Origin of the sequence: Corynebacterium sp. HMSC034E11 (assembly GCF_001835905.1) — a bacterium.
Classification (GTDB): Bacteria; Actinomycetota; Actinomycetes; order Mycobacteriales; family Mycobacteriaceae; genus Corynebacterium; species Corynebacterium coyleae.
The window spans coordinates 94,590-121,490 of sequence record NZ_KV826393.1 but is presented as its reverse complement, the minus strand read 5'-3'; the positions used below and the strand labels follow the sequence as shown (position 1 = coordinate 121,490).

The window sequence follows — 26,901 nt, the reverse complement described above, 5'->3', positions numbered from 1 at the left end:
GCGTCCATTCGGGAAGCGGCACCATAACAATCGGGCGTGGTACTGCATGCGGCACCCCACCACCATCGCCATCACCGCGCAAGATACCCATAAGCGCATCAGCCATCTGGCCGGCTGGCGGCAGTTCCGTATCGATCATTCCACGCAGCGTGTGCTCAATATCAGCAATATTGCGCGCCGAATGCGTCAAGTGCAGCGTGGCCATACCCTCACGAGCACGAGAAAACCGTACTTGCTTTTCAGGCGCGGGTTTCTTCGCATCAATAACCCGATCGGCATAGCGCGAGAGCGCATCGAAGCGGCCTTCAAACTTCAACAACGTAAAGCGCAACCGCCAACGCTTCGCCGCATCTTCAACCACGGCGAGTTTGCGCTCAATCAAACACAACTGATCCAACGGAGTATCGGCGGCCATCAGGCGGGCGTCGGATTGTTTCCGCGTGAATTTCGTCACCCCGAAGTAGACGTCGTGCACGCGTGACCATTCTCGGATGCGCGACGGGTTCAGCCCGGCAGCAAGAGCTGTGTCGCGGTCGAAGTCGGCGATGTCCGAAAGCCGGAAGCCGAGAAGGTCTACAAATGCCATGGCATGAACGCTAAGCAACCGCCTAACAACCGACAAGACCCAACAAAAAATCTGTGGATAACCCACCGACTCATGCCGGAAAGTTATCCACAGATTTTGCTGGGTCTTGACTTTTAGCGTTTGGTCACTTTGCCGGTCAGTTTCGCGAGCGGTGCGGCGAAGGATCCGCGGGCGAGGAACCATCCGAGCGCGGTGACGGCTACGGCGCCGAGGAATACCAAGGTGCCGGTCCAGGAGGTGGAGTCTTGGGCGGCGAACATGGCGTTGAGGTTGGCGCGCAGGCCGGTCGTCGCAACGAGGAAAACGTGGATGACCATGAAGATGAGGAAGTAGATCATGGTGGGGAAGTGCACGGCGCGTGCCCACGCGACGGGCACCCCGTTCCACGTTTTCGGCCACATGGAGCTCATGCGGAAGCCGGATGCGATCGCGAGTGGGGAGGCGATGAATACGGTGGTGAAGTACGCGAGTTCTTGCAGCGCGTTGTAGTGGACCCAGCCGTGTTCGTTAGGCCAGTCGAGCGCGAGGTATTGCAGTCCTGCGGAGATGGCGTTGGGGATGGCATCGATGCTGGTTGGCACGATGCGGACCCATTGGCCGGTGGCAAACAGTAGGATGTAGAACACTACGCCGAGTGCGACCCATGCGATGTCAAGGGTTTGGTGCAGCCATTGGGTCAAGGAAATCTTTTTGCCGTTGCGTTTCGACGTCCAGTAGCCCGCCGGCCGCTTCTCTCTGCGCACGTCGAGACCAGTCTTGACGATGAGCGCCATGAGGAACATGTTGAAGAAGTGGGCCCAGTTGAGCCAGGCGGGGAAGCCGACGGGGGCGTTGTCGGGTAGTGGCTGCATTCCGTCGTAACGTGCGACGAAGTCGGCGCCGGTGTCGGTGCCGATGAACCAGCGTGCGCCGACGAATGCTGCGATGACCAGTACGAGGGCTGGAATGAGCCATCGCTTATCGACGACCCCACGCCCCGCCGGCACCTCCACCGGCGCAGGCGCTGCGGGCGTTGGGGCTGCCGGTGCTGCCGGAGCCGGATCGGGCGTGGGCGTGGCGTCGGCGGTTGTTGCGGCCGCTGGTGCAGCCGTCGGTGCTGGAGCTGGTGCGGCTTCGGGCTCGGCTGGTGCGGGCACGTGGACGGTGCCGGCGGGTGGCCAGGCTTCGCCACCTGTGACGCGGGGGAGACCACGGCGCAGGGCAACCTCGACGGTGTTTGCGGGGGCTACAGCTGGAGATGTGGCCTGATCGGCTGCGTCAGCCGTGCTAGTAGCAGCAGCGTCAGGCTCGCTCGGTGTCGCTGTGGACGGAGCAGCAGCAGCGCCCGCAGCGCCTGCGAAGGCAGCGACGGCGGTGGCCGGTGGCCAGGGTTCACCGCCCGGGGTGCGAGGTAGGCCCTGGCGCAAACCGGTGGTCGGCGAGGAAGCAGACACAGTGGCAGGCGCCGCGACAGGCTCAGCGGGTGCGCAGGTGGTCGGGGTGGTGGGGTCGTCGATTAGCGGGGGCCATGGTTCGCCGCCGGGAACACGGGGCAGGCCGCGTCGGAGTTGGGGCATTACTTACGAGCCTCGATCTCGGAGATGATCTGCGGAACGATGTCGAAAAGGTCGCCGATGATGCCGAAGTCAGCGATGTCGAAGATGGGGGCATCCTCGTCATTGTTGATGGCGACGATGGTGTCGGCGGTTTGCATGCCCACCAGGTGTTGGACAGCGCCGGAGATGCCGATGCCGATGTAGAGCTTCGGGCTGACCAGTACGCCGGTTTGGCCGATTTGGGCTTCGTAGGCGACTTGGTCTTCGTCGACGGCGGAGCGGGTGGCGCCGACGGCGGCGCCGAGGGCATCCGCAAGCCCGCCGACGAGTTCTTCGAACATGTCGGCGTCGCCGAGCGAGACGCCACCGGCAACGACCTTGTCTGCGGTGAGCAGGTCGGGGCGGGTGGAGGTGCGCTCGACCGGCGTGACGGAGACCACCTCGGCGGTACGTGCGCCGGAGTGCTCGACGTCGAGGTCGCGCACCTCAGGCGTTGCGACGGCAGCGGCGCGGGTTTCCACGGCACCGGGGCGCACGGTGATCACCGGCGCCGAGTGGGTGGCGGCGGCGGTTGCGGTGTAGGCGCCGCCGAAGTTCTGGTGGTCGGTGACGATGCCTTCCGCGTCTCGACGAACCGCCACCGCGTCGGTCAACAACGCCTTGTCGGCGCGCACGGCTACACGGCCGGCGGTTTCGCGCCCGCGCACGGTGTGGGAAAACAACACGGCGGCGGGGTTGAGGGTGGTGAGGGCGGTGGTGGTGGCGTCGACAAGTGGGGCGTCGGAAACCAGTACTGTGGCCGCGCCGAGGGTGCTGAGGGCGTCGGCGTGGGTGCGGTCGTCGATAAGAACGATGGGGGTGCCGATTTCGGAGGCCGCACCGATGAGTTCGGCGGTGTGGGGGTCGAGGCTGCCGTCGTGGGAGCGGTCCGGGACAACGAGAATTTCAGTCATGGGTGCTCCTTAAATGAGGTTTTTGGATTCGAGGAAGTCGACGAGTTTCGCGGCGGCGGTGGAGTTGGCGTCGATGATTTCGCCGCGTTCGCGTGCCGGGCGCTTGTCAATGGCGACCATGATGGCGCGCGGGTGGGTGAAATCTTCCGCGTCGATGTCCAGGTCGGCGAGTGTGAGTGTGTTGAGCTCCTTCTTCTTCGCCGCCATGAGTCCCTTGAAGTTGGGGTAGCGGGGGTCGGCGAACTCGTCGGCAACAGCGACGACGGCCGGAAGGTCGGCGCGCAGTTCGACGACCGCCCCGTCGGAGGCCTGGGTGGCGGTGACGTTTGTGCCGTCGACGGTCAGTTCCGTCAGGTTGGTCAGCACGGGCCAGTTCAGGTGTTCGGCGATCATGGGGGCGACGACGCCGGTACCGCCGTCGGAGGACATGTTGCCCGTGACGACGAGGTCGTAACCGTTCGTGCGAATCAACGCCGACAGAACTTCGGCGGTGAGGGTGACGTCGGCGCCAGTCAAGGCGTCGTCGGAAACGATGTAGGCCTCGGTGGCCCCCATGGCGATGCCGCGGCGGATCGAGTCAGCAGAGGATTCGGGGCCGACGCTGAGGATTTCGACCACGGTGTCGTCGTTAAGTGCTTCCGCGATGCGTAGCGCTGCTTCGACGGCGCGTTCGCCAACTTCGTCGGCAACAACGTCGCCGGAGCGGTCGGTCAGACCGGTCTCCAGGTTCATTTCGCGGTCGCTGTAGGTGTCCGGCACCTCTTTCAGCAGCACGGCAATGCGCACGGCTACTCCTTATAGGTAGGGGGTAGGCAATCGTGCGCAGTCTAGCGCACGCCTAAAAGTCGAATCCTCCGAAGTCGAAGCCGCCGCCGAAGTCACCCATGTCTCCGCCGAAATCGCCGCCACCCATGTCACCCATATCACCCATATCTCCCATGTCGCCCATGCCTTCTGCGCCAGCAGCGTCGCCGAGACCGCCAGCCTCAAACGCTTCGGGTGCGGCGGCGCCGGACATGCCGGCGAACATGGTGGAGTAGAACATCATCGACGACGCAGCCCACATGCCCGTCATCATCGCCGGGGCCCACCATGCGGTGGAGTACCAGCCAGCAGGAACGGGGCGGCCAGCGACGGCGCCGCCGGGGTAGTAGTGCGGGGTGGCCTCGGTGGCCACCGGCGACGCGGTCACAACGGTGCCGTCCTCTTGGCGCACGCTGCGCTGTTCGGTCACGCGGCCTGCCTGGCGCTGGCCTTCCAACTCTGGCAGCGCAGGACCGGCTGGAAGCCCCATGATTTCGCGCGCGGCGTTGACGTAGTGCAGGCCCTCGAGCGCGGATTCGCGGGCGAGCATGGCCTGCTTTGGCGTGCGGGCGTCGGCAAGACCTGCGCTTGCTGCGTTGAAGCGCTCGGAGGCGTCGGCCATGGCCTGGGTGGAGGCGGCGTCGTTGCCGGAGAGGTTCAGCACCTGCGAGCCGAGGCGGTCGGTCCATCGCTTGGCGTCGGCGTAGGCGTCGTCGAAAGAAATCTGCACCTGCTGGCGCGATTGCACTTGACGACGACCGCCACCACCCATCGTGGGCAGCATGATCAACGCGCCGATGGCAAAGACGATGAGCAACAGACCGAGCATGGCTCCTCCTAAAATTCGTTGTTGTTTGGTTCAACGGGTGAACCTGCGCTAAAGTTCCGGGCAGCCGTTAAGGCAGCGTTTCTACGCATGGGAATGTCGTATAGTGGCTAATACCTCAGCCTTCCAAGCTGAAGACGCGGGTTCGATTCCCGTCATTCCCTCCACGTTTGACCACCGGTTCTGCATGCAGAACCGGTTTTCTTCTACCCCGATGTGACCCCGCTTTGATCGCCCGCTACAATGATCAACCTGAACCGCTTGAGTGGTTACTGATTCGGTTCATACCGTGGCGGTTTTGCCGCCTACGGGGCGTGGCGCAGTTTGGTAGCGCACCTGCTTTGGGAGCAGGGGGTCGCAGGTTCAAATCCTGTCGCCCCGACAAAGGCGGGCCCGTTTTGTACGGGCCCGCCACTTATAAGCACTGAAACTCGTTGATCGAAACAAGTACAGGAGAAACCCGTGAAGACTAACGTCGAAAAGCTCAGCGACACCCGCGTTAAGCTCAACGTCAGCGTGCCGTTCGACGAGCTTGGCCAGGAGATCGACCAGGCATACAAGGCGATCTCCCAGCAGGTCAACATTCCGGGCTTCCGTCGTGGCAAGGCTCCGCGCCAGCTGATCGACGCTCGTTTCGGCCGCGGTCCGATCCTGGAGCAGGTTGTCAACGACATGCTGCCGACCCGCTACGAGCAGGCCCTGGCAGAGAACGACCTGAACCCGCTGGGCCAGCCGGAGATTGAGGTCACCAAGATCGAGGACAACGACGTTGTCGAGTTCACCGCTGAGATCGACGTTCGTCCGGAGATCAAGGTGCCGGACTTCTCCAAGATTGAGGTCACTGTTCCGGAGCTCAAGGTTGACGACGAGGCTGTTGACGCCGAGCTCGACTCCCTGCGCGAGCGTTTCGGTGAGCTCAAGGACACCAAGCGCAAGATGAAGACCGACGACTTTGCGGTCATCGACCTTGAGGCTTCTATCGACGGCGAGAAGCTCGACGACGCTTCCGCTGAGGGCCTGACCTACCGCGTTGGTGCCGACGACCTGATGAAGGGCCTGGACACCGCTCTTCGTGGCATGAAGACCGGCGAAGACAACGAGTTCGAGACCGAGATCCAGTACGGCGAGAACAAGGGCAAGAAGGCGACCGTAAAGGTCCACGTCCAGCAGACCAAGGAGCGCAAGCTTCCGGATCTTGACGACGATTTCGTCCAGATGGCGTCCGAGTTCGACACCGTCGACGAGCTGCGTGAGTCCACCCGCGAGCAGGTTGAGGAGAACGCGAAGGCGAAGCAGGCTGCTGACATTCGCGACGAGGTTCTCAAGGCTGCCCTCGCCCAGGTTGAGTTCGCGCTGCCGGAGTCGATCGTCGACGAGCAGGTGCACAACCAGCTCCACCAGCTGCTCGGCCAGATGGCTCACGACGAGAACGCACTGGCGCAGCTGCTTGAGGCTCAGGGCACGACCCGCGAAGAGTTTGACAAGGAGTCCCGCAAGCAGGCTGAAGAGTCCGTGCGCACCCAGCTGTTCCTCGACGCTGTCGCAGAGGAAGAGCAGCCGGAGGTTTCCCAGCAGGAGCTCACCGACCACATCCTGTTCACCGCACAGTCCTACGGCATGGACCCGAACCAGTTCGTGGCTCAGCTGCAGCAGTCCGGCCAGATCGCGAACCTGTTCTCCGACGTGCGTCGCGGCAAGGCCCTCGCCGCCGCTATCTCTCGCACCTCGGTGAAGGATGAGACTGGCAACAAGGTTGACCCGAACGATTACTTCGGTGAGATCGAGGAAGAGGACGAGGCTGCTGAGGAGCAGTAACCCCCTCTAAACCAAGGATCTTTGGGCGGCCGGAAGCGAACTTTCGCTTCCGGCCGCTTTTTGTTTGGGAGCGTGGGGTCGTCGATAAGAATTGGCCGTACGCCGGTAGCGAACAAGGTTCAACTCCCTCGCGCGCGCGAGTAGGGTGGTGGCGTTACACGACGAACTAGCGAAGGAGCATCTGTTATGACTTCCCCGACTCAAGGTATGAACCTGGGAGACTCGGTGTACGAGCGCCTCCTGCGGGAGCGCATTATTTTCCTGGGTCAGCAGGTGGATGATGAGATTGCCAACAAGCTTTGCGCCCAGATTCTGCTGCTGTCGGCTGAGGATCCGACGCGCGACATCAGTCTTTACATCAACTCGCCGGGCGGTTCGGTGACCGCAGGTATGGCGATTTACGACACGATGAAGTACTCCCCGTGCGACATCGCTACCTACGGCATGGGTCTGGCTGCTTCCATGGGCCAGTTCCTGCTGTCTGGCGGCACGAAGGGCAAGCGTTACGCGCTGCCGCACGCACGCATCATGATGCACCAGCCTTCCGCAGGTGTTGGCGGCACTGCTGCTGATATTGCGATCCAGGCTGAGCAGTTTGCCGCGACGAAGCGTGAGATGGCTGAACTTATCGCAGAGCACACCGGCCAGACCTTCGAACAGATCACGAAGGATTCGGACCGTGACCGTTGGTTTACCGCGATGGAGGCCAAGGAATACGGCATCGTGGACCACGTCATCGAGAATGCCGCCATGGCTGGCGAGCACGCGATTGGCGACTAAGGCAAGCAACGAGAAGAGGAGACTTTTACTATGACTTTCCAAATGCCCAGCTCCCGCTACGTGCTGCCGCAGTTCCTGGAGGAGACCAGCTTCGGCACGAAGCAGATTGATCCGTACGGCAAGCTGTTTGAGGAGCGCATTGTGTTCCTTGGCACCCAGGTTGATGACACGTCGGCGAACGACATCATGGCCCAGCTGCTGGTCCTGGAGTCCCAGGATCCGGACCGTGACATCACGATGTACATCAACTCCCCGGGTGGTTCGTTTACCGCGTTGATGGCGATTTACGACACGATGCAGTACGTCCGCCCCGACGTGCAGACGGTGTGCCTCGGCCAGGCGGCATCGGCCGCCGCGGTCATCCTGGCGGCCGGTGCGCCGGGTAAGCGTGCGGCGTTGCCGAACTCGCGTGTGCTGATCCACCAGCCGGCCACCCAGGGCACGCAGGGGCAGGTTTCGGACCTGGAGATCCAGGCGGCTGAGATCGACCGTATGCGTCGTCTCATGGAGAACACGCTGTCGCACCACACGGGCCGTACGCCAGAGCAGGTTCGTATTGATACCGACCGCGACAAGATCCTCACCGCTGAGGAAGCCGTGGAGTACGGGATCATCGACCAGGTCTTCGACTACCGCAAGCTCAACGGCTAAAAAGAAAGGCGCCCGTAAGGGCGCTTTTTAGCTTTACGACGACACCCTCACCGGCGTCGCACCACAACCACCTACTGTTCGGTTGGGGTTTCCACGACGTCGGCGGAGGTCGGCGCTGCGTCGTCGCAGAACTTCACTGCGTTACGGATGGCTTCTGGTGCGCCCTCGAAGTCGCCGCGCGACCAGCACACGCCGTCTGCGGTGTTTTGCGGGTCTACAGACGCCCAACCGTTGCCCCGTGCGACCCAGTAGTAGTCCTGACCGTCTGGTGTGACGGTGCGGGCCCATTCACGGTCGCAGAAGGTGCTGTATTCGTCGCTGGCGCCCTGCGAGCCTTGTGCGGGCCATGCGCAGGCTGCCCCCGGCTCGTCCGGTGCGGGAGCGACCTCTGGCTCGCGTGCGGAACCGCCGGAGTTGCCGGATCCGCTCGAGCTGCGGCGACTGCTGCTGGACTTGGTGGACGACTTCGTCGTGGTGGACGTCTTCGACGAGGAGCTCGAGGAGCTCTTCGTGGTTGTGGACGAGGAGGTTGTGGTCTCGTCGTCTTCCTCGGAGGTGGTGGTCGTCGGGGTTGGGGTGGCTGTTGTGCTGGTTTGGGGGAAATCCAGCACCGGTTCAGCAATGCGTGCCTCGTCGTCCGAGCCGCCGCAGGCGGAAAGCGCCGGGACGGCGATGAGCGCTGCGGCGATGGTGGCAAGTGCGCGGCTGCGTTTCACGGGTACGGATTTCCTTTCAGACACATCAAAGAATGTGTCTAGGCTAGCTGATCGTTCCGAGGACAATGCGCTTAGTTTAGTCCCACCGCGTTTTGGGTGCGTGGGACGGGAACAGGGATGTGTCGTCGTGCGTTGTAGGGTGTGGGGTTCAGCACCCACTAGACTTGGGGAAGATTTCGGCGAGGGAACGGGAGTAGATACGCGCATATGGCCACTACGCATGACAGCGCTAGCCTTCTGAAGTGCTCTTTCTGCGGCAAAAGCCAGCAGCAGGTCCGCAAACTGATTGCGGGCGGAGGCGTCTACATTTGCGACGAATGCATCGAGCTGTGCAACGAGATCATCGAAGAGGAGCTCGCCGGCGCAGAACGCCAGGAGGAATCAGGAGAGCGTTTGCCGCGCCCTTCGGAGATCACTGCGTTTCTGGACGAGTATGTGATCGGCCAGGATGCGGCCAAGCGCACGCTTGCTGTGGCTGTGTACAACCACTACAAGCGCATTAAGGCGGAGGAGTCGAACCTTTCGGCCCGTGCGAAGGACGAGGAAGTGGAGATTTCCAAGTCCAACATCTTGCTGCTTGGCCCGACGGGTTCTGGCAAGACCTATCTCGCGCAGACGCTGGCGCGCATGTTGAATGTGCCGTTTGCGATCGCGGATGCCACCAGCCTGACCGAGGCTGGCTATGTCGGCGAGGACGTGGAGAACATTCTGCTGAAGTTACTGCAGGCGGCAGACTTCGATGTGAATCGTGCGCAGCACGGCATCATTTACGTCGACGAGGTGGACAAGATTTCCCGCAAGTCCGAAAACCCGTCGATTACCCGCGACGTTTCGGGTGAGGGCGTGCAGCAGGCGCTGCTGAAGATCCTGGAGGGCACGGTTGCGTCCGTGCCACCACAGGGTGGACGTAAGCACCCAAACCAGGAGTTCATCCAGATGGACACGTCGAACATCCTGTTCATCGTGGCCGGCGCGTTCGCTGGCCTGGACAAGGTGATCGCGGAGCGCGTGGGCAAGAAGGGCATCGGCTTCGGGGCGGAGATCGACTCGAAGTCGGAGCGCGACGAGGCGAACATGATGGCGCAGGTGCAGCCGGGCGATCTGGTGAAGTTCGGCCTGATCCCCGAGTTCATTGGCCGTTTGCCGATCATCGCGCACGTCGATGATCTGGACCGCGACTCGATGAAGCGCGTGCTCACGGAGCCGAAGAACTCGTTGGTCAAGCAGTACAAGCGCCTGTTCGCGATGGACGGCGCGGAACTGACGGTGACCGACGAGGCGCTCGGTGTGATCGCGGACAAGGCGGCGGAGCGCAAGACCGGTGCGCGTGGCCTGCGTGCGATTATGGAGGAACTGCTCGTTCCGGTGATGTACGAGTTGCCGGATCGTGACGGCATCGCTGAGGTTGTGCTGGATGAGGCAGCCGCTCGCGGGGAGGGCGAACCGAAGTTCATTGAAGAAGAAAAGCAGCGCTCCGCGTAACGCAGTTCTGCTTAGACTAGGCCGCCGTCGTCGCTGTAGACGTCGGCGGTTTCTTCTTCCGCAGTGGGGGTGGGTTCGAGGTAGGACTCGTAGCCGGAGTAGGGGATGTTGGACGTGAGGAACGTCAGCACGGTGTCGATGACCATGCGGCGCATGCCGTCGACGTTGCGGCGGCTTGCAAAGTCCACGTCGCTGACGCTCAGTGCGGTCAGGCTGTTGCCCACGCGGAAGAAACACAGCGATGCGACCAGCGTGAGCAGATCGACAGCGGAGATACCTGGGCGGAATGCTCCCGCGTCTTGGCCTGCGAGCAACAGACGTTCAACGTGGAGGAGTACTTCGTTCTCGCTGACAAGCGCTGCGGCGTCTTCTTCGGCGGCGACGGGGTCGAGGTTTTCACGCAGGACGAGGCGCACACCGTCGGGGTGGTCCAAAAACGCGTGGTAGAGGGCGTCGATGTAGCGGCGCATCCCCTCGACGGGGGCGGCGTAGGAGCGGGTGGCGATGTCCTGAGGCGGGGTGATGCGAGCACTTGCCACCTTGAGCGCTGCGAGGTACAAGCCGCGCTTGTTACCAAAGTGGTAGTGGATCATGCGCTTGCTCATGCCCGTGGTGCGTGCAAGCGCGTTGAGTTTGACGTCGTCGTAACCGTTGTGGGCAAACGCGACAATCGCGGCATCGACGACAGCACCGGGGGAAGGGGAGGTGGCAGTCTCGGGTGCGGCGGTGTCGGCCATGTCCGTGGGCTCCCTTTCGGTGTGGTTCGGTGTGGTTCGGTGTGGTGGGGTCGTCGATACGCTTCTTTGCTTCCTCTCATCGTGCACCACTTGGCAGATCAGTGGCGCAGTACCGGCCAATGTTGCCCCCTGTGGGGGTAGGTTGAAGGGGAAACAGAAACAGAAAGAGGAGGCCTCATCATGTCCCAGACCCCCGCAAATGTCGTTGTTACCGGCGCAGCAGGCAACATTGCGTACTCGTTGCTGTGGCGCGTGGCAGCAGGCGATGTCTTCGGCCCCGATCGTCCGGTGAACCTGACGCTGCTGGAGATCCCGGAGGCGGTGCGTGCGGCTGAGGGCACGGCAATGGAGCTCAACGACTCGGCGCTGCCGCTTCTGAACAAGATCATGGTGACCGACGACGCAAACAAGGCATTCGACGGTGCGCAGGCGGCGTTCCTGGTGGGGGCGAAGCCGCGCGGTAAGGGTGAGTCGCGCGCGGACATGCTGGCTGCAAACGGCAAGATTTTCATCGGCCAGGGCCAGGCGATCAACAATGGTGCTGCGGATGACGTCCGCGTGCTGGTGGTCGGCAACCCGGCGAACACGAATGCCTACATTGCGAACAAGGCGGCGCCGGATGTGCCAGCGGATCGCTTCAACGCGCTGATGCGCCTTGACCACAACCGTGCGCTGTCGATGCTCTCGCAGCAGCTCGGGGTGGCCTCGAGCGCCATTGAGCGCCTGACGGTGTGGGGTAACCACTCGGATACGCAGTTCCCGGACATCACCTACGCCACGGTGGACGGCAACCCGGTTGAGGTGGATCGCGCCTGGTATACCGACGAGTTCATCCCGCGCGTGGCCAAGCGTGGCGCGGAGATCATCGAGGTGCGCGGTAAGTCCTCGGCGGCGTCTGCAGCGTCGGCGTCGGTGGATCACATGCGCGACTGGGTACAGGGCACGGCTGGCAAGTGGACGACGGCTGCGTTGCCGTCGACGGGTCAGTACGGCGTGGACGAAGGGCTTGTGTTCGGCTTCCCGGTGACGGGTGAAAACGGTGCGTGGGAGGTCGTCGAAAAGCTGGAGCTCAGCGACGATCAACGGGCTCGTATCGACGCCAACATCACCGCCTTGAAGGACGAGGCGGCGATCGCCGACAAGCTGTTCTAGGTAGCTCGTTAAGATAGGTCGCGTGACTGACAAAAATCTGAACCGCACTGACGCGCTGCCGAAGTCGTGGGAGCCCAGCGACCACGAACGCGACCTCTACGAAGGCTGGGTCAAGGCAGGCTATTTCACTGCCGACGCCCACTCTGACAAGCCTGCGTACTCCATCGTGCTGCCGCCGCCGAACGTGACGGGTCAGCTGCACATGGGCCATGCTCTTGACCACACGCTGATGGACTCCCTGGTGCGCCGCAAGCGCATGCAGGGCTACGAGGTGCTGTGGCTGCCGGGCATGGACCACGCAGGCATTGCCACCCAGACCAAGGTCGAGGCGAAGCTCAAGGCCGAAGAAGGCAAGGACCGCTACGACTACGGCCGTGAGGAATTCATTGACCGGGTGTGGGAGTGGAAGGAGCAGTACGGCGGCACGATCACTACGCAGATGCGTGCGATCGGCGATTCCGTCGACTGGTCTCGCGAGCGCTTCACGCTGGACGAGGGCCTGTCGCGCGCCGTCCAGACCATTTTCAAGCAGCTCTACGACCGCGGCCTGGTCTACCGCGATTACCGCCTGGTCAACTGGTCGCCGGTGCTGGAGACCGCCGTGTCCGACATTGAGGTCGTGTACAAGGATGTCGAGGGCGAGTTCGTCTCCATTCGCTACGGCTCGCTTGACGACGACCAACCGCACCTGATCGTTGCCACGACGCGTGTGGAGACGATGCTGGGCGACGTCGCCATCGCCGTTCACCCTGACGACGAGCGCTACTCCCACCTCATCGGTGAAGTCTTCGAGCACCCACTGCGCGAAGGCATGCAGGTCAAGGTCATCGCCGACGACTACGTGGACATGGAACTGGGCACCGGTGCGGTGAAAATCACCCCGGCGCACGACCCGAACGACTACGAGCTGGGTCTGCGCCACGACCTTGAGATGCCGATCATCATGGACGAGAAAGGTCGCATCGCCGATACCGGCACCAAGTTTGACGGCATGAGCCGCGAAGAAGCCCGCGTCGCCGTGCGCGAGGCGCTGGCTGAGCAGGGCCGCATTGTCAAGGAAGTGCGCCCGTACGTCCACTCTGTGGGCCACTCGGAACGCTCCGGTGAGCCGATCGAGCCGCGCCTGTCCCTGCAGTGGTTTGTCAAGGTCGACGAACTGGCCAAGATGTCCGGCGACGCCGTGCGCGAAGGCGACACGAAGATTCACCCGGAGTCGATGGAGAAGCGCTACTTCGACTGGGTGGACAACATGCACGACTGGACCATTTCGCGCCAGTTGTGGTGGGGCCACCGCATCCCGATCTGGTACGGCCCGGAGGACGACAACGGCGAGCGTGACGTGGTTTGCGTCGGCCCGGACGAAGAGCCGCCGGCAGGCTACGAGCAGGATCCAGACGTTTTGGATACCTGGTTCTCGTCGGCACTGTGGCCGTTTTCCACGATGGGTTGGCCGGACAAGACCCCGGATTTGGAGAAGTTCTTCCCAACCACCGTGCTGGTCACCGCCTACGACATCTTGTTCTTCTGGGTTGCCCGCATGATGATGTTCGGCACCTTTGCAGGCTCGACCACCCCGGAGATCCTGGGGGAGGGTAAGGATGGCCGCCCGCAGATCCCGTTCGAGCACCTCTACCTACACGGCCTGGTGCGCGACGAGAAGGGCCGCAAGATGTCGAAGTCCTTGGGCAACGGCATCGACCCGATGGATTGGGTGGAGCAGTACGGTGCGGATGCGCTGCGCTTCGCCCTGGCTCGTGGTGCGAACCCGGGTGTGGACCTGCCGATTGGCGACGACCACGCCACCGCCGCCCGCAACTTTGCCACCAAGCTGTTTAACGCCACCAAGTTCGCGCTCATGAACGGCGCGCGCGTGGACGCGTTGCCTGCACGCGAGGTGCTGACCGACGCTGACCGTTGGATCCTGGATCGAGCCGAGGAAGTCCGCGCCAAGGTGGACGCCTACCTGGACGATTACCAGTTTGCCAAGGCCAACGAGGCGCTTTACCACTTCGCGTGGGATGAGCTGTGCGACTGGTACCTGGAGATCGCCAAGACCCAGATCCCGCGGGACGGCGAGAGCGAGCAGGGTGAGAACACCAAGGTGGTCCTCGGCCGCGTGATCGACGTGGTGCTGCGTCTGCTGCACCCGACGATGCCGTTTATCACCGAGGTGCTGTGGAAGGCACTGACCGGCGGCGAAACGGTGACGCTCGCGCCGTGGCCGACCGCAGAGGACACCAACGGTGGTGCCGCGACCGATGAGGACGCTCGCCGTCGCATCGAAGATTCGATCAAGCTCATCACCGAGCTGCGTCGCTTCCGCTCTGATCAGGGTGTGAAGCCGTCGCAGAAGGTGCCGGCTCGCCTGGACTTCGCTTCGGCTGATCTGGTTGGCCAGGAGGCAATGGTGCGCCAGATTGCGAAGGTGACGGCGCCGGAGGATGACTTTGAGGCCTCGGCAAGCATTGAGATGCGCCTGAGCAAGGTCAACCTGGACGTCGCGTTGGATACTTCCGACACCGTCGATGTCGCTGCGGAGCGCAAGCGCCTGGAAAAGGAGCTTGCGGCGGCGCAGAAGGAGCTCGACACCACTGGCGGGCAGCTCGCCAATGAGCAGTTCTTGGCTAATGCGCCGGCGCAGGTCGTCGAGAAGATCAAGGCGCGTCAGAAGGTCGCACAGGAAGAGTTTGAGCGCGTCACGGCTCGTCTTGAGGCGCTGAAGTAATGGCGGATAAGTCGTTCGACCCGGAAGCGCGGGCAGCGTACGAGGCACTTCGAGCACAGCTTGGCGACGACGCCCTCGAGGGCATCGACATCGCCGACCTCGAATCCGGCCGTGACACCGACTTCGGCCACCTGGAGATGACCGATCACGGCATCACGCTCAACCTGGCCGACATGTCGGCCGAAAGTGGCGCGGACGGCTCCGACGCCGATACCGACGAGCCTGCACCAACCCTGGCTCCGGAGGGCGACCACCCGGACTTTGACAAGGTGGTCGCCCAGTTGGATGCGCGTGCGGCGGCGAATGACCCGAACCCGTCGCTGGATCGCATTGCGATGCTGATGGATCTTTTGGGTACGCCCCAGCAGTCCTTCAACGTTATTCACGTTGCGGGCACGAACGGCAAGACGTCGACGGCGCGTATGGCGGAGTCGATCCTTCGCGCGCTGAACCGTCGCACGGGGTTGTTCACCTCGCCGGAGTTGGAGCGTGTCACCGAGTGCATCCTCATCGACGGGGAGGAAATTTCCCAGACCCGTTTTGTGGATGTCTGGCGCGACATTGAGCCGTACGTGGACATGGTGGACGCGCACTTCCGCGAGTGCGGCGAGGCGGAGATGAGCCGTTTCGAGCTGCTCGTCGGCATTGCGTACGCGGCGTTCGCGGACGCACCCGTGGATGTTGCGATCGTCGAGGTCGGCATGGGCGGCACCTGGGATGCGACGAACGTGGTGGAGGCGGACGTGTCCGTCATCACCCCGATCGGTATCGACCACCAGCGTTTCCTCGGCGAGACGATTGAGGAGATCGCCGCGCACAAGGCCGGCATCATCAAGGCGCGTGAGCGCGACGGCTACGGACCGGCGGAAAACATCGCCATCGTTGCTGAGCAGGAGCCGGAGGCGATGCAGGTCATCCTGGAGCGCGCGGTGGAAACCGGCGCTGCGGTGGCGCGACAGGGCCGCGATTTTACTATCGACGACTCCTCCGTCGCCGTCGGCGGCCAGCAACTGTCGCTGCAGGGCCTTGGCGGAGTCTACGACGACATTTTCTTGCCGCTTTCCGGCGCACACCAGGCAGAGAACGCTTCGGTGGCGCTGGCTGCGGTGGAGAGTTTCTTCGGCGTGTCCCGCGATCACCCGTTGGATATGGATTCGGTGCGCCAGGGCTTCGCGGAGGTGAAGGTGCCTGCGCGCGTGGAGCGTGTGCTGGGTGATCCGGTGGTGCTCATCGACGCCGCCCACAACCCCCACGGTGCGGCCACGCTCGCCGAAGCGATGCAGCGCGACTTCAACTACCAGTCCGTTATCGGCGTGGTGTCCATCTTCGCGGACAAGGATGCTCGCGCGATGCTGGCAGCGCTCGAGCCGGTGCTCGCGGATGTGGTGATCACCCAGAACACCGACCGGCGCGCGATGGACGCTTACGAGTTGGCGGAGATGGCCTACGAGATCTTCGGCGATGAGCGTGTGCGTGTCGACGACAACCTGCCCTCGGCGATCGAACTCGCCATCGAGTTGGCCGAGGAGGAAGGCCCCGAAGGCGTCGGTGTGCTCATCACCGGCTCCGTTGCCACCGCAGGTCAGGCGCGCACCTACCTGCGTTCGTCGCGGGGTGTGCAGTGACCGCGCACCTGCTGTTGCCTGGCACGGCGCCTGTGATTGTTACGGCGCCGCACGCCGTTGAGCAGCAGCGCGACGGCAAGATCAAGCTTGCGGAGCCCGCGACCCGTTGGCTCGCGGAGCAACTCCACGAGCACGTAGGCGCGACAGCGTTGATCAAGACCGACGCGGATAAGGCGGATCCGAACTCGGACGAGCACAGTCCGTTCCGGGACGTCGCGGTGCGCGAGGTCGAGCAGCGTGGGATCGTTGCGGGCATCGACTTGCACCAGATGAACCCGGACCGGCCCGATCAGGTAATCCTGGGAACCGGTCGCGGGCGCAACATCCACGACGATTGGCGGGTGCGCGACATTGTGGTCGCCGAGTTCAACGCGTGCGGGGTGCCCGTGCTTGTCGACGAAATCTTTCCCGCAATGGGACTTCACCGCGTGTCCTCCGACGTCGCGCTGCGTACCAACATTCCGTACGTGCAGGTGGAGATGAACAGTGCTGCGCTCGACGAGGGGCCGCGCGAACACATGCTCGCTGCGTTGACGCGCATCGTGCAGCGCTTTGCGGAGGAATTGGCGTGAAACCGACCTGGCTGGTGACCAACCGATGGCTGCACTGGGACAAGTTTGAGTGGCAGTTCGACCAGATCATCGGGGCATCACACGGCCAGATTGAGCGTGTGACCACCGACTACGCAGTTACTCATTTGGAGGACCTTCCCGAGGTGGCCTTCATCATGGATAAGGATGTCGCCGCGGTTGCGCAGTTGGAGGCGTTCGGGGTCAGGTGCGTGAATTCGTCGCAAAGCATTGCGCTGTGCGACAACAAGGCGTACACGCATGCGGCGCTGACTCGGGCGGGGATCGCGCACCCGAAAACGATCACCGCGCCGCTGGTGTACCGCAACCTCGAGGCGGAGGAATGGGCGAACAGCGAGTTTCTCGCCGCCGTCGAATATGCCCTGGGGTTTCCGGCGGTGGCGAAACATGCCGTTGGGTCGTGGGGCAGCGGGGTGTTTCTTGTAAATAGCCGCGACGAGCTCATCGACGTGCTGCGTGAGGCGTACCCCTCACCGGTGATTGTGGAGGAGTATGTTGCCGGCTCGCACGGCCGCGACGCGCGGATCTACATGGTGGGCGACACGCCTGTCGCGGCGATGCGGCGCTTTGGCCAAGGTGGAGATTTCCGCGCCAACATCACAGGTGGTGGGCGTGCGGAAGCCTGGGAGCCCCCGGCCGAATACGTCGACGTTGCGCGTGCCGCGATGACAGCGCTTGGGCTGGATATTGGGTCGGTGGACTTCCTTGACGCGCAAGAACCCCTGGTCGGCGAGGTGAACTCGAACGCGCAGTTTGCGTCGCTGACGGAAACCACCGGAATTGACGTCGCAGCAGCAGTCGTTGAATATCTGGAGCAGCTATGACCGAGATGTACCTGCCGGCCCGTGAGGTGCGACTCAACGGGAAGAAAGCCAGTGTGGCAACCTACCCGGTGAACTCACTGGTCATCGGCCGGGATTGGCCGGGCTGGGAGGGGCTCAGCGATTTCCACCCGGCGCTCTTGGACGGCACTACCGCGGTGCAGTTGATCAAGGGTGGTGCGGGCGAGGAGGCATCTGCAACCGCACGCATCCTCCGTGCCGTGCCTGACGGTGTCGCGTCGGTTCAGCCTGTGCACGCGGAGGTGTTTTCCACCAACGTGAAACAGCGCGCGGACAAGGCGGGCGATAGTTCGATCGTGATCAGCGAGTCAGTCCGCGCCCGGCTGCCGGAGGCGGAGCATTACCGGGTGGTGTGCCCGTTTACCAGGTGCTCGTTCGTTGTCACCCGCGACGAGATTGAGACGTTCCCAGACGGCGAATACTCCGAGGGCACCATCAAGATTTCTCGTTATCAGCGCATCCTGTTGCGCCTGCACCCGCCGATGGACATCACAAAGGCGCATCGCGACGCGATCCCGCACGAGCACCACGCGCTGATTGACACCCACTACAAGGACAGGGGTGTTTGGCCGCGCGAGCGTATCGACGACATCGCGTACCCAGACCGCATCCAAATCAATAGGGCCCTTCGCGCAGCGAAATTCTTCGACATCATGGTCGTGCCGATGATCGAAGGGGAGGGCACGTCGGTGTTCGGGGACAACGAACGTTCCACCGCGCGCAAGAACCCGCTGCGCAGGTCGTGGTACTGGACCGCGAGGAAACTCCTCGGTTCGCGAACCTACGTGATGCGGGTCGCCCGACCGAACGACATCGACGAGTCCCGCGCAGTGGTGCGCCTCACCGCGGATTCGATGCAGTCGTTGGGCATCGAGGATTCGGATATTGTGCGGCTGCGCTACGGCGACCGGACGATTGCGGCGCGTGCGATGGCGATTGTCGACGACGCCCGTTTCCGCCAGAACTCTCACATCAGCGTCATCGAGCCACTCGATGCGGTCATTGGTATTCCGTCGAAACTGCGCGGACAACTTGGTGTACCGAGCATTAACGAGTCGGTGAAGGTAGACCGCGACGTCAACCACCTGCTGCGCAAAACCCTGAACGTGTACATTTTGTCGGCGCTCGCGTGGCTGTTTACCGTGCTGCAGGTCATCCCGGAAGGTCCTCGAGCGACGATTGGCACCGTGGGGTTGTTCGTTCTCGCGCTGCCGTTCATTGTCTACCTTGCGGCGGCGCCGCGCCGGGCGCAGGTTATGGATGCCAGCTAGGTCTGGCTACGATTACCACCATGGCGAGAAAGCAGACGCAGCAGGAAATGGGCCCACTTGGGCCCGGTCACGCTCCGGTGAAGGATCCGATGGCTGGGCTTACCGGTGTTCTGTCCGGCACGTTGATCATGGAAGCGATCACGATCCTGCTCATTCTCACGGTGATCCTCAAGGTAGATGAGGGCGAGCACTGGACCACGTTTAACTGGGTCTACATCACCGTTGTTGGTCTGGCGCACGTGGTGATGGCTGCGTTTCAGCGCAAGCCCGGCGCCCTGTGGATCGACCTGGCGTTGCAGGTTCCACTAATTTTTGGCTTTTTCATCCACTGGTCGGTGACCGCTGTGGGCGTGATCTTCGGCATCGTGTGGTACTTCATCATTCAAATGCGCTCGGAGATGATTCAGCGCATGCGTCACGGTTACCTGGTTACTCAGCACCTGGGGACGTAAGTTCGCGCCGCAGGATTTTGCCTGCTGCGCTTCGGGGGATCGCATCGACGAAGGTGACCATTCGCACCTTTTTGTAGGGGGTGACGCGCTCGGCGACCCAAGCCATGATGGCGTTGTCGCTCAGCGCTTGTTGCGTGACGACGAACGCACGTGGCACCTCCTCAACCACCCCGTCCACCGTTCGGCGGTGGCCTGTGACGGCCACGTCGTCGATGTCCGGGTGGGTGAGCAGGAGCGCTTCGAGTTCTGCGGGGGCGATTTGGAACCCGTGGTACTTGAACACGTCCTTGGCGCGGTCGATGATGGTGACCGTTTCATCCTCGTTGATCCGGGCGATGTCGCCGGTGTGCAGCCAACCGTCCCGGATGGCGTTTGCGGTGGCAGCCGGGTTGTCCAAGTAGCCACGCATGAGTTGAGGCCCGCGCACGAGGAGTTCGTTGTCCTGGCTGAGGCGGAACTCGGTGTTGGGGATGGCGAACCCGATCGTGCCCGGATCGGACTTGCCGGAGATGCCGACGTGGGTCACGGGTGCGGATTCGGTCGTGCCGTAGCCTTGGAGGATTTCAACGCCGATGTGGCGCTCGACTTTGCGCGCCAGGTTCGTATCCAGCGATGCCGCGCCGCACACCAAAAAACGGGTGGTGGCGAAATCTTCAGGGGTGGGGTGGTTGGACAACGCGAGTGCAAGCGGGGGAGCGATGTAGGACACATCGATTGCGCGGCCGCGGTGGGCAGCGGTGAACTCAGCAAGGTTGAAGCGGGCCGCGGTGGTGACGTGTCGGCGTGCGGTCAGCGACGACAACAGCAGTGTGTTGAGCCCATAGATGTGTGAAAACGGCAGGGGGGCGATCACACCACCGCCCCGGCCGATGCCGCTTGCAGCCAGTGCTGCGTTGAACTGGGCGGCGTTGGCGGTGATCGCGACGTGGGTTAACTCCACGCCTTTCGGCAGGCCTGTGGTGCCGGAGGAAAACGGAATCACCGCAACGTCGTCAGCGCTTCCGACGGGGTCGAACTCGCCGGGGCGGATGTCCTCGGCGGTGACGCGGTCAGTGGTGTGGGCGAGGGTTGCGAGGTGGTTCGCTTCGTCGTCGATAAGCGAATGCCCAATGACGCACACACGTGCGCCAGTCGCGGATGCGCCGAGGAGGCCCGCGGCGAAGTTGATGGAGTTCGGCATGCGCAGCTCGACGACGCTGCCCGGGCCCACGCCGCGCGCGGCGAGCGAGGCCGCAGTGCCGAGCGCCAACGCACGCAACTGCGGGTACGTGACTGTGCGGCCAGTGTCGATCTCCGTAATTGCGGGGGTATCCGGCAGCGCCTCTTCATCCGCCGCAAAGACAGACGCGAACAGGGTTGTCCCCGGTAGATCAATATCCGGAAGTGGGCTGCGGTGACACATGGGGGCAAGACTACGGCATAGCCAAGACGTGCAACACGTGTCGGGTTGGGTAAGATTGCGAGCCATGACTGAACGTACTCTGATCCTGATCAAGCCGGACGGCGTGGCAAACGGCCACGTCGGCGAAATCATTTCCCGCATCGAGCGCAAGGGCCTGAAGCTCGTCGAGCTCGACCTGCGCACCGCTGACCGCGAGACCGCTGAGAAGCACTACGCAGAGCACAAGGACAAGCCGTTCTTCGGCGATCTGGTCGACTTCATCACCTCCGCTCCGCTGGTGGCTGGCATCGTCGAGGGCGAGCGCGCCATCGAGGCGTGGCGTCAGCTCGCTGGCGGCACTGACCCGGTGTCCAAGGCAACCCCTGGCACCATTCGCGGCGACTTCGCCCTGACCGTTGGTGAGAACGTCGTGCACGGCTCTGACTCTCCGGAGTCCGCTGAGCGCGAGATCGCTATCTGGTTCCCGAACCTCTAAGCGGTAAGTCCGCTTCCCGGCACCGTGCCCCGTGTGAGGGGCGCAGGTGCCGTTTTCGTTTCTACGAAACGAAACTCTATGATTTTCTACGGCTTTTATTGGATTTAAAGAAATCGCATGTCTACACGATGCGATGGAGGGTAGATGGCAACGTCATCACGGTCCGAGCAGGCGCGCGCGATTGAAAAGCGCGCAGCAATTCTTCACGCAGCAACTGAATTGCTGCTCAACGAGGGGCTCCGCGGCGTGACCCACCGGCAGGTGGCCGCCGAAGCAAAAGTGCCGGTCGGGTCGATCGGTTACTACTATTCCACGCGCGAAAAGCTCGTGGTCACATGCCTGGATCAGCTTTTTGAGTCCCGCCGTAAGGTGTTCCACGAGATCATGGGGGGCAGCGTCGACCTGAAGGACCCTGTGCAGTTCGCTGAAGCGGTTGTCAATGTCATCTCGTGCGCACAAGCAGAGCGCGTACGCCAGACGGTCTATGCTTTCGTTGATTCCGAACGCGAGCCGGGCGAAGTGCAGGCGTTTTCCTCCGCTGGTCTTGAGGAGCTCAAGGGCATGGTCACCAAAATGATGGAACAGCATGGTGTGGACGGTCTGAACTCCACCCGTGTTGTCCAGGTAGCCGTCGGTGCTGCGGTGACCGAAAACCACCGCGACGCCCCGGTTTCTGCGGTGATTGATCTCCTGCGTGTCGCCGAGCAGTAGCGTCGCGTATCTGTGGCACGAAAGTTGTGCAAGAATGAGTCTCAGGCGACGAGCAAGGATGACTCGGAGCTGAGAAACTTTTGCATACCCGTGGCACACGATGTTCCGCGCGGCTGCTCGGTAGTCTTGCCGGCGCCCGGACATGACGGTTGGCCACGGCAGGAACACTGGAGCGTGCCGCTTTGGCTAAAAATAAATCAAACCGTTTCGCCGATTTTGACCGCTCGGCGCTGTCGGAAAAGACCAGGGTGTTCAACCTGGCGAAAATGCTTGATGTCCCATCGAAGGACTTGGTTGTCGCACTCGCAGACTTAGGTCTGGTGAAGGTTGCGCAGTCCACGCTGACCAAGGCGGAAGCAGACATGCTTCTCGACGCCTTGGCGGCAGGGGCCAGCACCACATCCGACCCTGAGCGCGATAAAGAGGCGGATGAGAAGATCCGTAACCGCGTTCGCAAGGACGTGGAAAACGAGATCCACCAGATCGAAGAAAAGGTCGAGGCGGAACTGCAGACGGCTGAAGAACCGGCCGAGGAGCCTGCCGAAGAACCAGCGGAGGAACCGGCTGAGGAACCGCTCACCGACATCGAGCCCGAGATCACCCCGGCGCCGCAGGAGGATCCGGAAGAGGATCGCATCCCCGCGACCCACGCGCCGCTGTTTAAGGCACCGACGCGTTCGGAACGCCGCCGCGCCACCCGCAAGGCGAAGCCGGCCGAGGACACCGCCCCGCAGAAGCGTCCGGTAGACGAGCCACTCGAAGATGATCGGGTGGAGGATTCGGGTGAGGGTGTCGTCGATACGCACAGCGAGATCGACGAGCCTGTGGCGATCAAGGGGTCGTCTCGTCTGGAGGCGCAGCGCCGTCGTCGCTCGGAGCGCCGCGAGGAACACCGCAAGCGCTCCCGCATTGTGAGCCAGGCGGAGTTCTTGGCGCGCCGCGAATCGGTCGAGCGCCACATGGTCGTGCGTGAACGGGAGCGCCACGACGGGCAGGGGCGGATCACGCAGGTTGGTGTGCTTGAAGACGGCATGCTCGTCGAGCACTTTGTTACCTCCGATGCGCAGGCCTCGATGATTGGCAACATCTACCTGGGGCGTGTGCAAAACGTGCTGCCGAGTATGGAAGCTGCCTTCATCGACATCGGGCAGGGCCGCAACGGTGTGCTCTACGCCAGCGAGGTGGATTGGAAGTCTGCCGGCCTCGGTGGGCGTTCGCGCCGCATCGAGCATGCGCTGAAGTCCGGCGACCAAGTGCTGGTGCAGGTGACTAAGGATCCGATCGGGCACAAGGGTGCACGGTTGAGTACCCAGATTTCGCTCGCGGGCCGCTACCTCGTCTACGTCCCGGGTGGGCGCAGCGCAGGTATCTCCCGCAAGTTGCCTACCCCGGAGCGCAAGCGCCTCAAGCAGATCCTTGCGGACGTGGTGCCGGGCAAGGGCGGTGCCATCATCCGCACCGCCGCAGAGGGCGTCAGCGAGGAAGCGATTGCTGCGGACGTGAACCGTCTCCACAACCAGTGGACCTCGATCCAAAAACGTGCCGAGGAGGAGAAAAACTCCAAGGGTGCCAAGCCGGTGACCCTCTACGAAGAGCCGAACCTGCTGGTCAAGGTTGTGCGCGACCTGTTCAACGAGGACTTCACCTCCCTGATTGTGGATGGCCGGAAGCCCTGGAACACCGTGCACGCGTACGTGCAGTCGGTTGCGCCGGATCTGCTGGATCGGTTGGAGAAGTTCGACCGGGGTGCCCACGAGGGCAAGGACGCGTTCGAGGAATACCGTGTCGACGAACAGATCTCCAAGGCACTGTCGCGCACCGTGTGGCTGCCGTCGGGCGGCACGTTGGTCATTGACCGCACTGAGGCGATGACGGTGATCGACGTCAACACCGGCAAGTTCACCGGCTCTGGTGGCTCGCTGGAGGAGACGGTCACCTCGAACAACCTCGAGGCGGCTGAGGAGATCGTGCGTCAGATTCGTCTGCGTGACATTGGCGGCATGATCATCATCGACTTCATCGACATGATCCTGCCGGAAAACCAGGACCTCGTGCTGCGCCGTCTCAACGAGGCGCTGGGCCGCGACCGCACCCGCCACCAGGTCTCTGAGGTGACCTCGCTGGGCCTGGTGCAGTTGACTCGCAAACGCCTGGGCACCGGCCTGCTGGAGACGTTCTCCAAGCCGTGCGAGTGCTGTGATGGCCGCGGTGTTGTGCTCACCGAGGACCCCGTCGAGGCCGAGGAGAGGAAGCCCGACCGCCCTGCTCGCAAGTCGCGCGAGTCGAAGCAGCCTCAGCGCAAGCCGCAGCAGAAGCAGCCGCTTGACGACGACCACATGGACGAACTGCTCGACTCCATCTTCTCCTCTGACAAATCTGTAAACGGCTCCGCTGAGGAGCCGACTGAAGAGTCGGCTGGCGAAGAGAAGCCGCGCCAGACCCGCCGTCGTGGGCGCCGTGGCGGCAGCCGTGGCCGCGGCCGCTCCGACGCCCCGCAGCGTGGTGAGCAGCGTGACAGCGACACCACCCCGGAGCGCGGCGAGCGGTCCGACAAGCCGGCGCAGCCAGAGAAGCCGACCCAGACGTACGAGGAAGCGGTTGAGGAGTTCGAGGCCTCGCCGCGCCGCAAGCGTCGCACGCGCGGCAACTCCCGATCCGATCACAGGCCGCGCCGGGAAGACTTCGAGCAGGAGTCGCAAGCGCAGCAGGAACAGCAGGTACAGCAGGAAGAAAAGACCCCGAAGCGCAGTGCGTCTCGTAAATCGAGGAGCGCAGAAGCAGGGGCAACCGTGCAGGTGAGGGCGAAGACGAACCGTCGTGGTCGCCGTCGTGTTGTCCGCAAGTCGGCAACCTCTGCGCCGGTGCGTCAGCACGTCGCAGCGGATCCGGAGGACAAGCCGGTGAAGAAGGAGACTCGTCGACAAGTGCCTGCTGCACGACGTGGCCGCCGCCGTGCTACCCGACGTGGTGGCGGGCGCGGTTTGGAGTAACGCGTAGGGGCGGTGTAGTCTTTGGCAGTCGCTGTTTTGGGGCGTGCCGCCTCGTTGCCTTTGCATGCGGGCACGGCTGGCCACGTTAGGCCCTAAAACGCTTAAGTTGTTCCATTCCGACCTCGTTGCATGCCGAGGTTGGGCGAGTAGAGATAAGGGGTAACCCTCTATGTACGCGATCGTCAAGACCGGCGGCAAGCAGTACAAGGTTGCCGAAGGCGACCTCGTCAAGGTCGAGAAGCTTGAGGGTGAAGCAGGCGACAAGGTCGAACTCACCCCGGTCCTTCTCGTTGATGGCGCAAACGTCACCTCCGGTGCCGACGCTCTGTCCAAGGCAAAGGTCTCCGCGGAGATCGTTGAGCAGGGCAAGGGCAAGAAGGTCAAGATTCTGAAGTACAAGAACAAGACCGGCTACAAGGTCCGTCAGGGTCACCGCCAGCCGCTGACCACCGTCAAGATCACTGGCATCAAGTAACCAACTAGGAGAGATTGAACTATGGCAACCAAGAAGGGTGCATCCAGCTCCTCGAACGGTCGTGACTCTGAGTCGAAGCGCCTCGGTGTGAAGCGCTTCGGTGGCCAGCAGGTCAAGGCCGGCGAGATCATCGTCCGCCAGCGCGGCACCAAGTTCCACCCGGGCGACAACGTCGGCCGTGGTGGCGACGACACGCTGTTCGCACTGGCCTCCGGCTCCGTGCAGTTCGGCATCAAGCGCAAGCGTCGCATCGTCAACATCATCCCGGCTGACGGCCAGGGTGTTGCTTCCGAGGTCCTCGAGCAGGCTGAGGCAGCAGGCGTTGTTGAGGAAAACACCGCAACCGCGTAAGCGCGTGTAGCGCTTCGGCGCCGCAGGTCCCGTGCATTCGGGCTTGCGGCGCTTTTTGCATATCATCGTCCGTGTTACAGAAAGGCGGAAAACAACCATGGCTCAATTCGTTGACCGTGCCACCCTGCACCTCCAAGCCGGCGATGGTGGCCACGGCTGTGTGTCCGTCCACCGCGAAAAGTTCAAACCCCTCGGCGGTCCGGACGGTGGCAACGGCGGCCACGGTGGCGACATCATCCTTGAGGTTTCCACACAGGTCCACACTCTGCTGGACTTCCAATACCGCCCGCATGTGAAGGCGAAGCGTGGTGGCAACGGCGCGGGTGATTGGCGCAACGGTGCACGCGGCGAGGATCTCGTGCTCGAGGTGCCGGTCGGCACCGTTGTGCGCAGCGAAGAGGGCGAGGTGCTCGCAGACCTCACCGTGCCTGGCACCCGCTTCATCGCTGCGGAAGGCGGCTTCGGCGGCCTCGGTAACGCGGCGTTGGCTACCGCGAAGCGTAAGGCGCCGGGCTTCGCGCTCAAGGGTGAACCGGGCCAAGCGCTGGACCTGATCCTGGAACTGAAGTCCATGGCTGATGTGGGCCTGGTGGGTTTCCCGTCGGCGGGTAAGTCGTCGTTAATTGCAGTGCTCTCCGCGGCAAAGCCGAAAATTGCGGACTACCCCTTCACCACGCTCGCGCCGAACCTGGGTGTGGTCAACGTTGGCCATGACACGTTCACCATCGCCGATGTGCCCGGGCTGATCCCGGGGGCAAGCCAGGGCAAGGGGCTTGGTCTGGACTTCCTGCGTCACATCGAGCGCACCGCCGTGCTGGCTCACATCGTGGATGTGGCCACGATGGAGCCGGGGCGCGACCCGATCTCTGACATCGAGGCGCTGGAGCACGAATTGGATACCTACGCCGAGGCGTTGGATATGGACACCGGCCTGGGCGATCTGCGCGAGCGTCCC

At 62.9% G+C, this 26,901-nt stretch carries 24 protein-coding genes, 2 tRNA genes and 1 pseudogene; 19 read left to right on the top strand and 8 right to left on the bottom strand.

What is annotated here, in order from left to right; genetic code table 11:
- From HMPREF2690_RS12135 to HMPREF2690_RS03590, 5 genes and pseudogenes are all read right to left on the bottom strand, one after another.
- Window positions 1-586: pseudogene (locus HMPREF2690_RS12135) on the bottom strand (HNH endonuclease); the annotation flags it as partial.
- Between the two features lie 113 nt (window positions 587-699).
- On the bottom strand, window positions 700-2,142 hold the full coding sequence (locus HMPREF2690_RS03605; RefSeq protein WP_083320303.1) for a cytochrome b/b6 domain-containing protein: 1,443 nt from the start codon (window positions 2,140-2,142) through the stop codon (window positions 700-702).
- On the bottom strand, window positions 2,142-3,074 hold the full coding sequence (locus HMPREF2690_RS03600; protein WP_070820211.1) for an electron transfer flavoprotein subunit alpha/FixB family protein: 933 nt from the start codon (window positions 3,072-3,074) through the stop codon (window positions 2,142-2,144). Before HMPREF2690_RS03600 ends, HMPREF2690_RS03605 begins: the two co-directional genes overlap by 1 nt.
- A gap of 9 nt (window positions 3,075-3,083) precedes the next feature.
- Entirely contained in the window at window positions 3,084-3,860 is a 777-nt protein-coding gene (locus HMPREF2690_RS03595) for an electron transfer flavoprotein subunit beta/FixA family protein (protein WP_070820210.1), read from the bottom strand.
- Window positions 3,861-3,912: 52 nt separating this feature from the next.
- On the bottom strand, window positions 3,913-4,707 hold the full coding sequence (locus tag HMPREF2690_RS03590) for a hypothetical protein (RefSeq protein ID WP_070421289.1): 795 nt from the start codon (window positions 4,705-4,707) through the stop codon (window positions 3,913-3,915).
- 89 nt (window positions 4,708-4,796) lie between these two features.
- On the opposite strand from HMPREF2690_RS03590, the gene HMPREF2690_RS03585 reads away from it, so the two are divergent.
- The 5 genes from HMPREF2690_RS03585 to HMPREF2690_RS03565 all read left to right on the top strand — a co-directional run bounded on the left by HMPREF2690_RS03585 (window position 4,797) and on the right by HMPREF2690_RS03565 (window position 7,950).
- A tRNA-Gly gene (locus HMPREF2690_RS03585) sits at window positions 4,797-4,871 on the top strand.
- Between the two features lie 141 nt (window positions 4,872-5,012).
- A tRNA-Pro gene (locus tag HMPREF2690_RS03580) sits at window positions 5,013-5,086 on the top strand.
- 80 nt (window positions 5,087-5,166) lie between these two features.
- A complete protein-coding gene (tig, locus tag HMPREF2690_RS03575) occupies window positions 5,167-6,519 on the top strand; it encodes a trigger factor (protein ID WP_070820209.1) in 1,353 nt (450 codons plus the stop codon).
- A 186-nt stretch (window positions 6,520-6,705) separates the two neighbouring features.
- Complete coding sequence (locus HMPREF2690_RS03570) at window positions 6,706-7,299, top strand: ATP-dependent Clp protease proteolytic subunit (protein ID WP_070421293.1); 594 nt, start codon at window positions 6,706-6,708, stop codon at window positions 7,297-7,299.
- 30 nt (window positions 7,300-7,329) lie between these two features.
- On the top strand, window positions 7,330-7,950 hold the full coding sequence (locus HMPREF2690_RS03565; protein WP_070421294.1) for an ATP-dependent Clp protease proteolytic subunit: 621 nt from the start codon (window positions 7,330-7,332) through the stop codon (window positions 7,948-7,950).
- 71 nt (window positions 7,951-8,021) lie between these two features.
- On the opposite strand, the gene HMPREF2690_RS03560 is transcribed toward HMPREF2690_RS03565, so the two are convergent.
- Window positions 8,022-8,666 (bottom strand): hypothetical protein, encoded by a 645-nt coding sequence (locus HMPREF2690_RS03560; protein WP_070421295.1) that lies wholly within the window; start codon window positions 8,664-8,666, stop codon window positions 8,022-8,024.
- A 207-nt stretch (window positions 8,667-8,873) separates the two neighbouring features.
- Here HMPREF2690_RS03560 and clpX point away from each other — a divergent pair, with 207 nt between their 5' ends.
- Entirely contained in the window at window positions 8,874-10,148 is a 1,275-nt protein-coding gene (clpX, locus tag HMPREF2690_RS03555) for an ATP-dependent Clp protease ATP-binding subunit ClpX (protein WP_070614054.1), read from the top strand.
- A gap of 11 nt (window positions 10,149-10,159) precedes the next feature.
- Here clpX and HMPREF2690_RS03550 read toward each other — a convergent pair whose 3' ends face one another.
- A complete protein-coding gene (locus HMPREF2690_RS03550; protein WP_070453686.1) occupies window positions 10,160-10,885 on the bottom strand; it encodes a TetR/AcrR family transcriptional regulator in 726 nt (241 codons plus the stop codon).
- A 180-nt stretch (window positions 10,886-11,065) separates the two neighbouring features.
- Here HMPREF2690_RS03550 and HMPREF2690_RS03545 point away from each other — a divergent pair, with 180 nt between their 5' ends.
- From HMPREF2690_RS03545 to HMPREF2690_RS03515, 7 genes are read left to right on the top strand one after another with little or no spacing between them, the layout of a single operon-like run.
- Window positions 11,066-12,037: a malate dehydrogenase gene (locus HMPREF2690_RS03545; RefSeq protein WP_070820208.1), complete on the top strand. Its 972-nt coding sequence runs from the start codon at window positions 11,066-11,068 to the stop codon at window positions 12,035-12,037.
- Between the two features lie 22 nt (window positions 12,038-12,059).
- The gene (locus tag HMPREF2690_RS03540; RefSeq protein WP_070820207.1) at window positions 12,060-14,762 is read left to right on the top strand and encodes a valine--tRNA ligase; all 2,703 of its coding nucleotides are present in this window, start codon (window positions 12,060-12,062) and stop codon (window positions 14,760-14,762) included.
- Window positions 14,762-16,387, top strand: a complete 1,626-nt coding sequence (locus HMPREF2690_RS03535; RefSeq protein ID WP_070820206.1) for a bifunctional folylpolyglutamate synthase/dihydrofolate synthase — start codon at window positions 14,762-14,764, stop codon at window positions 16,385-16,387. The genes HMPREF2690_RS03540 and HMPREF2690_RS03535 overlap by 1 nt, the downstream gene beginning before the upstream one ends.
- Entirely contained in the window at window positions 16,384-16,959 is a 576-nt protein-coding gene (locus HMPREF2690_RS03530) for a hypothetical protein (protein WP_070569660.1), read from the top strand. The genes HMPREF2690_RS03535 and HMPREF2690_RS03530 overlap by 4 nt, the downstream gene beginning before the upstream one ends.
- Window positions 16,956-17,801 (top strand): ATP-grasp domain-containing protein, encoded by an 846-nt coding sequence (locus HMPREF2690_RS03525; RefSeq protein ID WP_070820205.1) that lies wholly within the window; start codon window positions 16,956-16,958, stop codon window positions 17,799-17,801. Before HMPREF2690_RS03530 ends, HMPREF2690_RS03525 begins: the two co-directional genes overlap by 4 nt.
- Complete coding sequence (locus tag HMPREF2690_RS03520; RefSeq protein WP_070820204.1) at window positions 17,798-19,090, top strand: hypothetical protein; 1,293 nt, start codon at window positions 17,798-17,800, stop codon at window positions 19,088-19,090. Before HMPREF2690_RS03525 ends, HMPREF2690_RS03520 begins: the two co-directional genes overlap by 4 nt.
- 20 nt (window positions 19,091-19,110) lie before the next feature.
- Window positions 19,111-19,542 carry a DUF4233 domain-containing protein gene (locus HMPREF2690_RS03515; RefSeq protein WP_070421304.1) on the top strand — a complete coding sequence of 144 codons (432 nt, stop codon included), beginning with the start codon at window positions 19,111-19,113 and terminating at the stop codon, window positions 19,540-19,542.
- Here the strand turns inward: HMPREF2690_RS03515 and HMPREF2690_RS03510 are convergent.
- Complete coding sequence (locus HMPREF2690_RS03510) at window positions 19,520-20,944, bottom strand: AMP-binding protein (RefSeq protein ID WP_070820203.1); 1,425 nt, start codon at window positions 20,942-20,944, stop codon at window positions 19,520-19,522. The genes HMPREF2690_RS03515 and HMPREF2690_RS03510 overlap by 23 nt on opposite strands.
- A 64-nt stretch (window positions 20,945-21,008) precedes the next feature.
- Between HMPREF2690_RS03510 and ndk the strand changes: the two genes are divergently transcribed.
- The 6 genes from ndk to obgE all read left to right on the top strand — a co-directional run.
- Complete coding sequence (ndk, locus tag HMPREF2690_RS03505; protein WP_070421306.1) at window positions 21,009-21,419, top strand: nucleoside-diphosphate kinase; 411 nt, start codon at window positions 21,009-21,011, stop codon at window positions 21,417-21,419.
- 144 nt (window positions 21,420-21,563) lie between these two features.
- The gene (locus HMPREF2690_RS03500; RefSeq protein WP_070421307.1) at window positions 21,564-22,130 is read left to right on the top strand and encodes a TetR/AcrR family transcriptional regulator; all 567 of its coding nucleotides are present in this window, start codon (window positions 21,564-21,566) and stop codon (window positions 22,128-22,130) included.
- Between the two features lie 182 nt (window positions 22,131-22,312).
- Window positions 22,313-25,120: a translation initiation factor IF-2 N-terminal domain-containing protein gene (locus tag HMPREF2690_RS03495; RefSeq protein ID WP_083320302.1), complete on the top strand. Its 2,808-nt coding sequence runs from the start codon at window positions 22,313-22,315 to the stop codon at window positions 25,118-25,120.
- A gap of 169 nt (window positions 25,121-25,289) precedes the next feature.
- Entirely contained in the window at window positions 25,290-25,595 is a 306-nt protein-coding gene (rplU, locus tag HMPREF2690_RS03490) for a 50S ribosomal protein L21 (RefSeq protein ID WP_070421308.1), read from the top strand.
- A gap of 21 nt (window positions 25,596-25,616) precedes the next feature.
- Window positions 25,617-25,946: a 50S ribosomal protein L27 gene (rpmA, locus tag HMPREF2690_RS03485; protein WP_070421309.1), complete on the top strand. Its 330-nt coding sequence runs from the start codon at window positions 25,617-25,619 to the stop codon at window positions 25,944-25,946.
- Between the two features lie 97 nt (window positions 25,947-26,043).
- Window positions 26,044-26,901: GTPase ObgE (obgE, locus tag HMPREF2690_RS03480; protein ID WP_141761198.1), on the top strand; the 858-nt coding region annotated here is incomplete at its 3' end.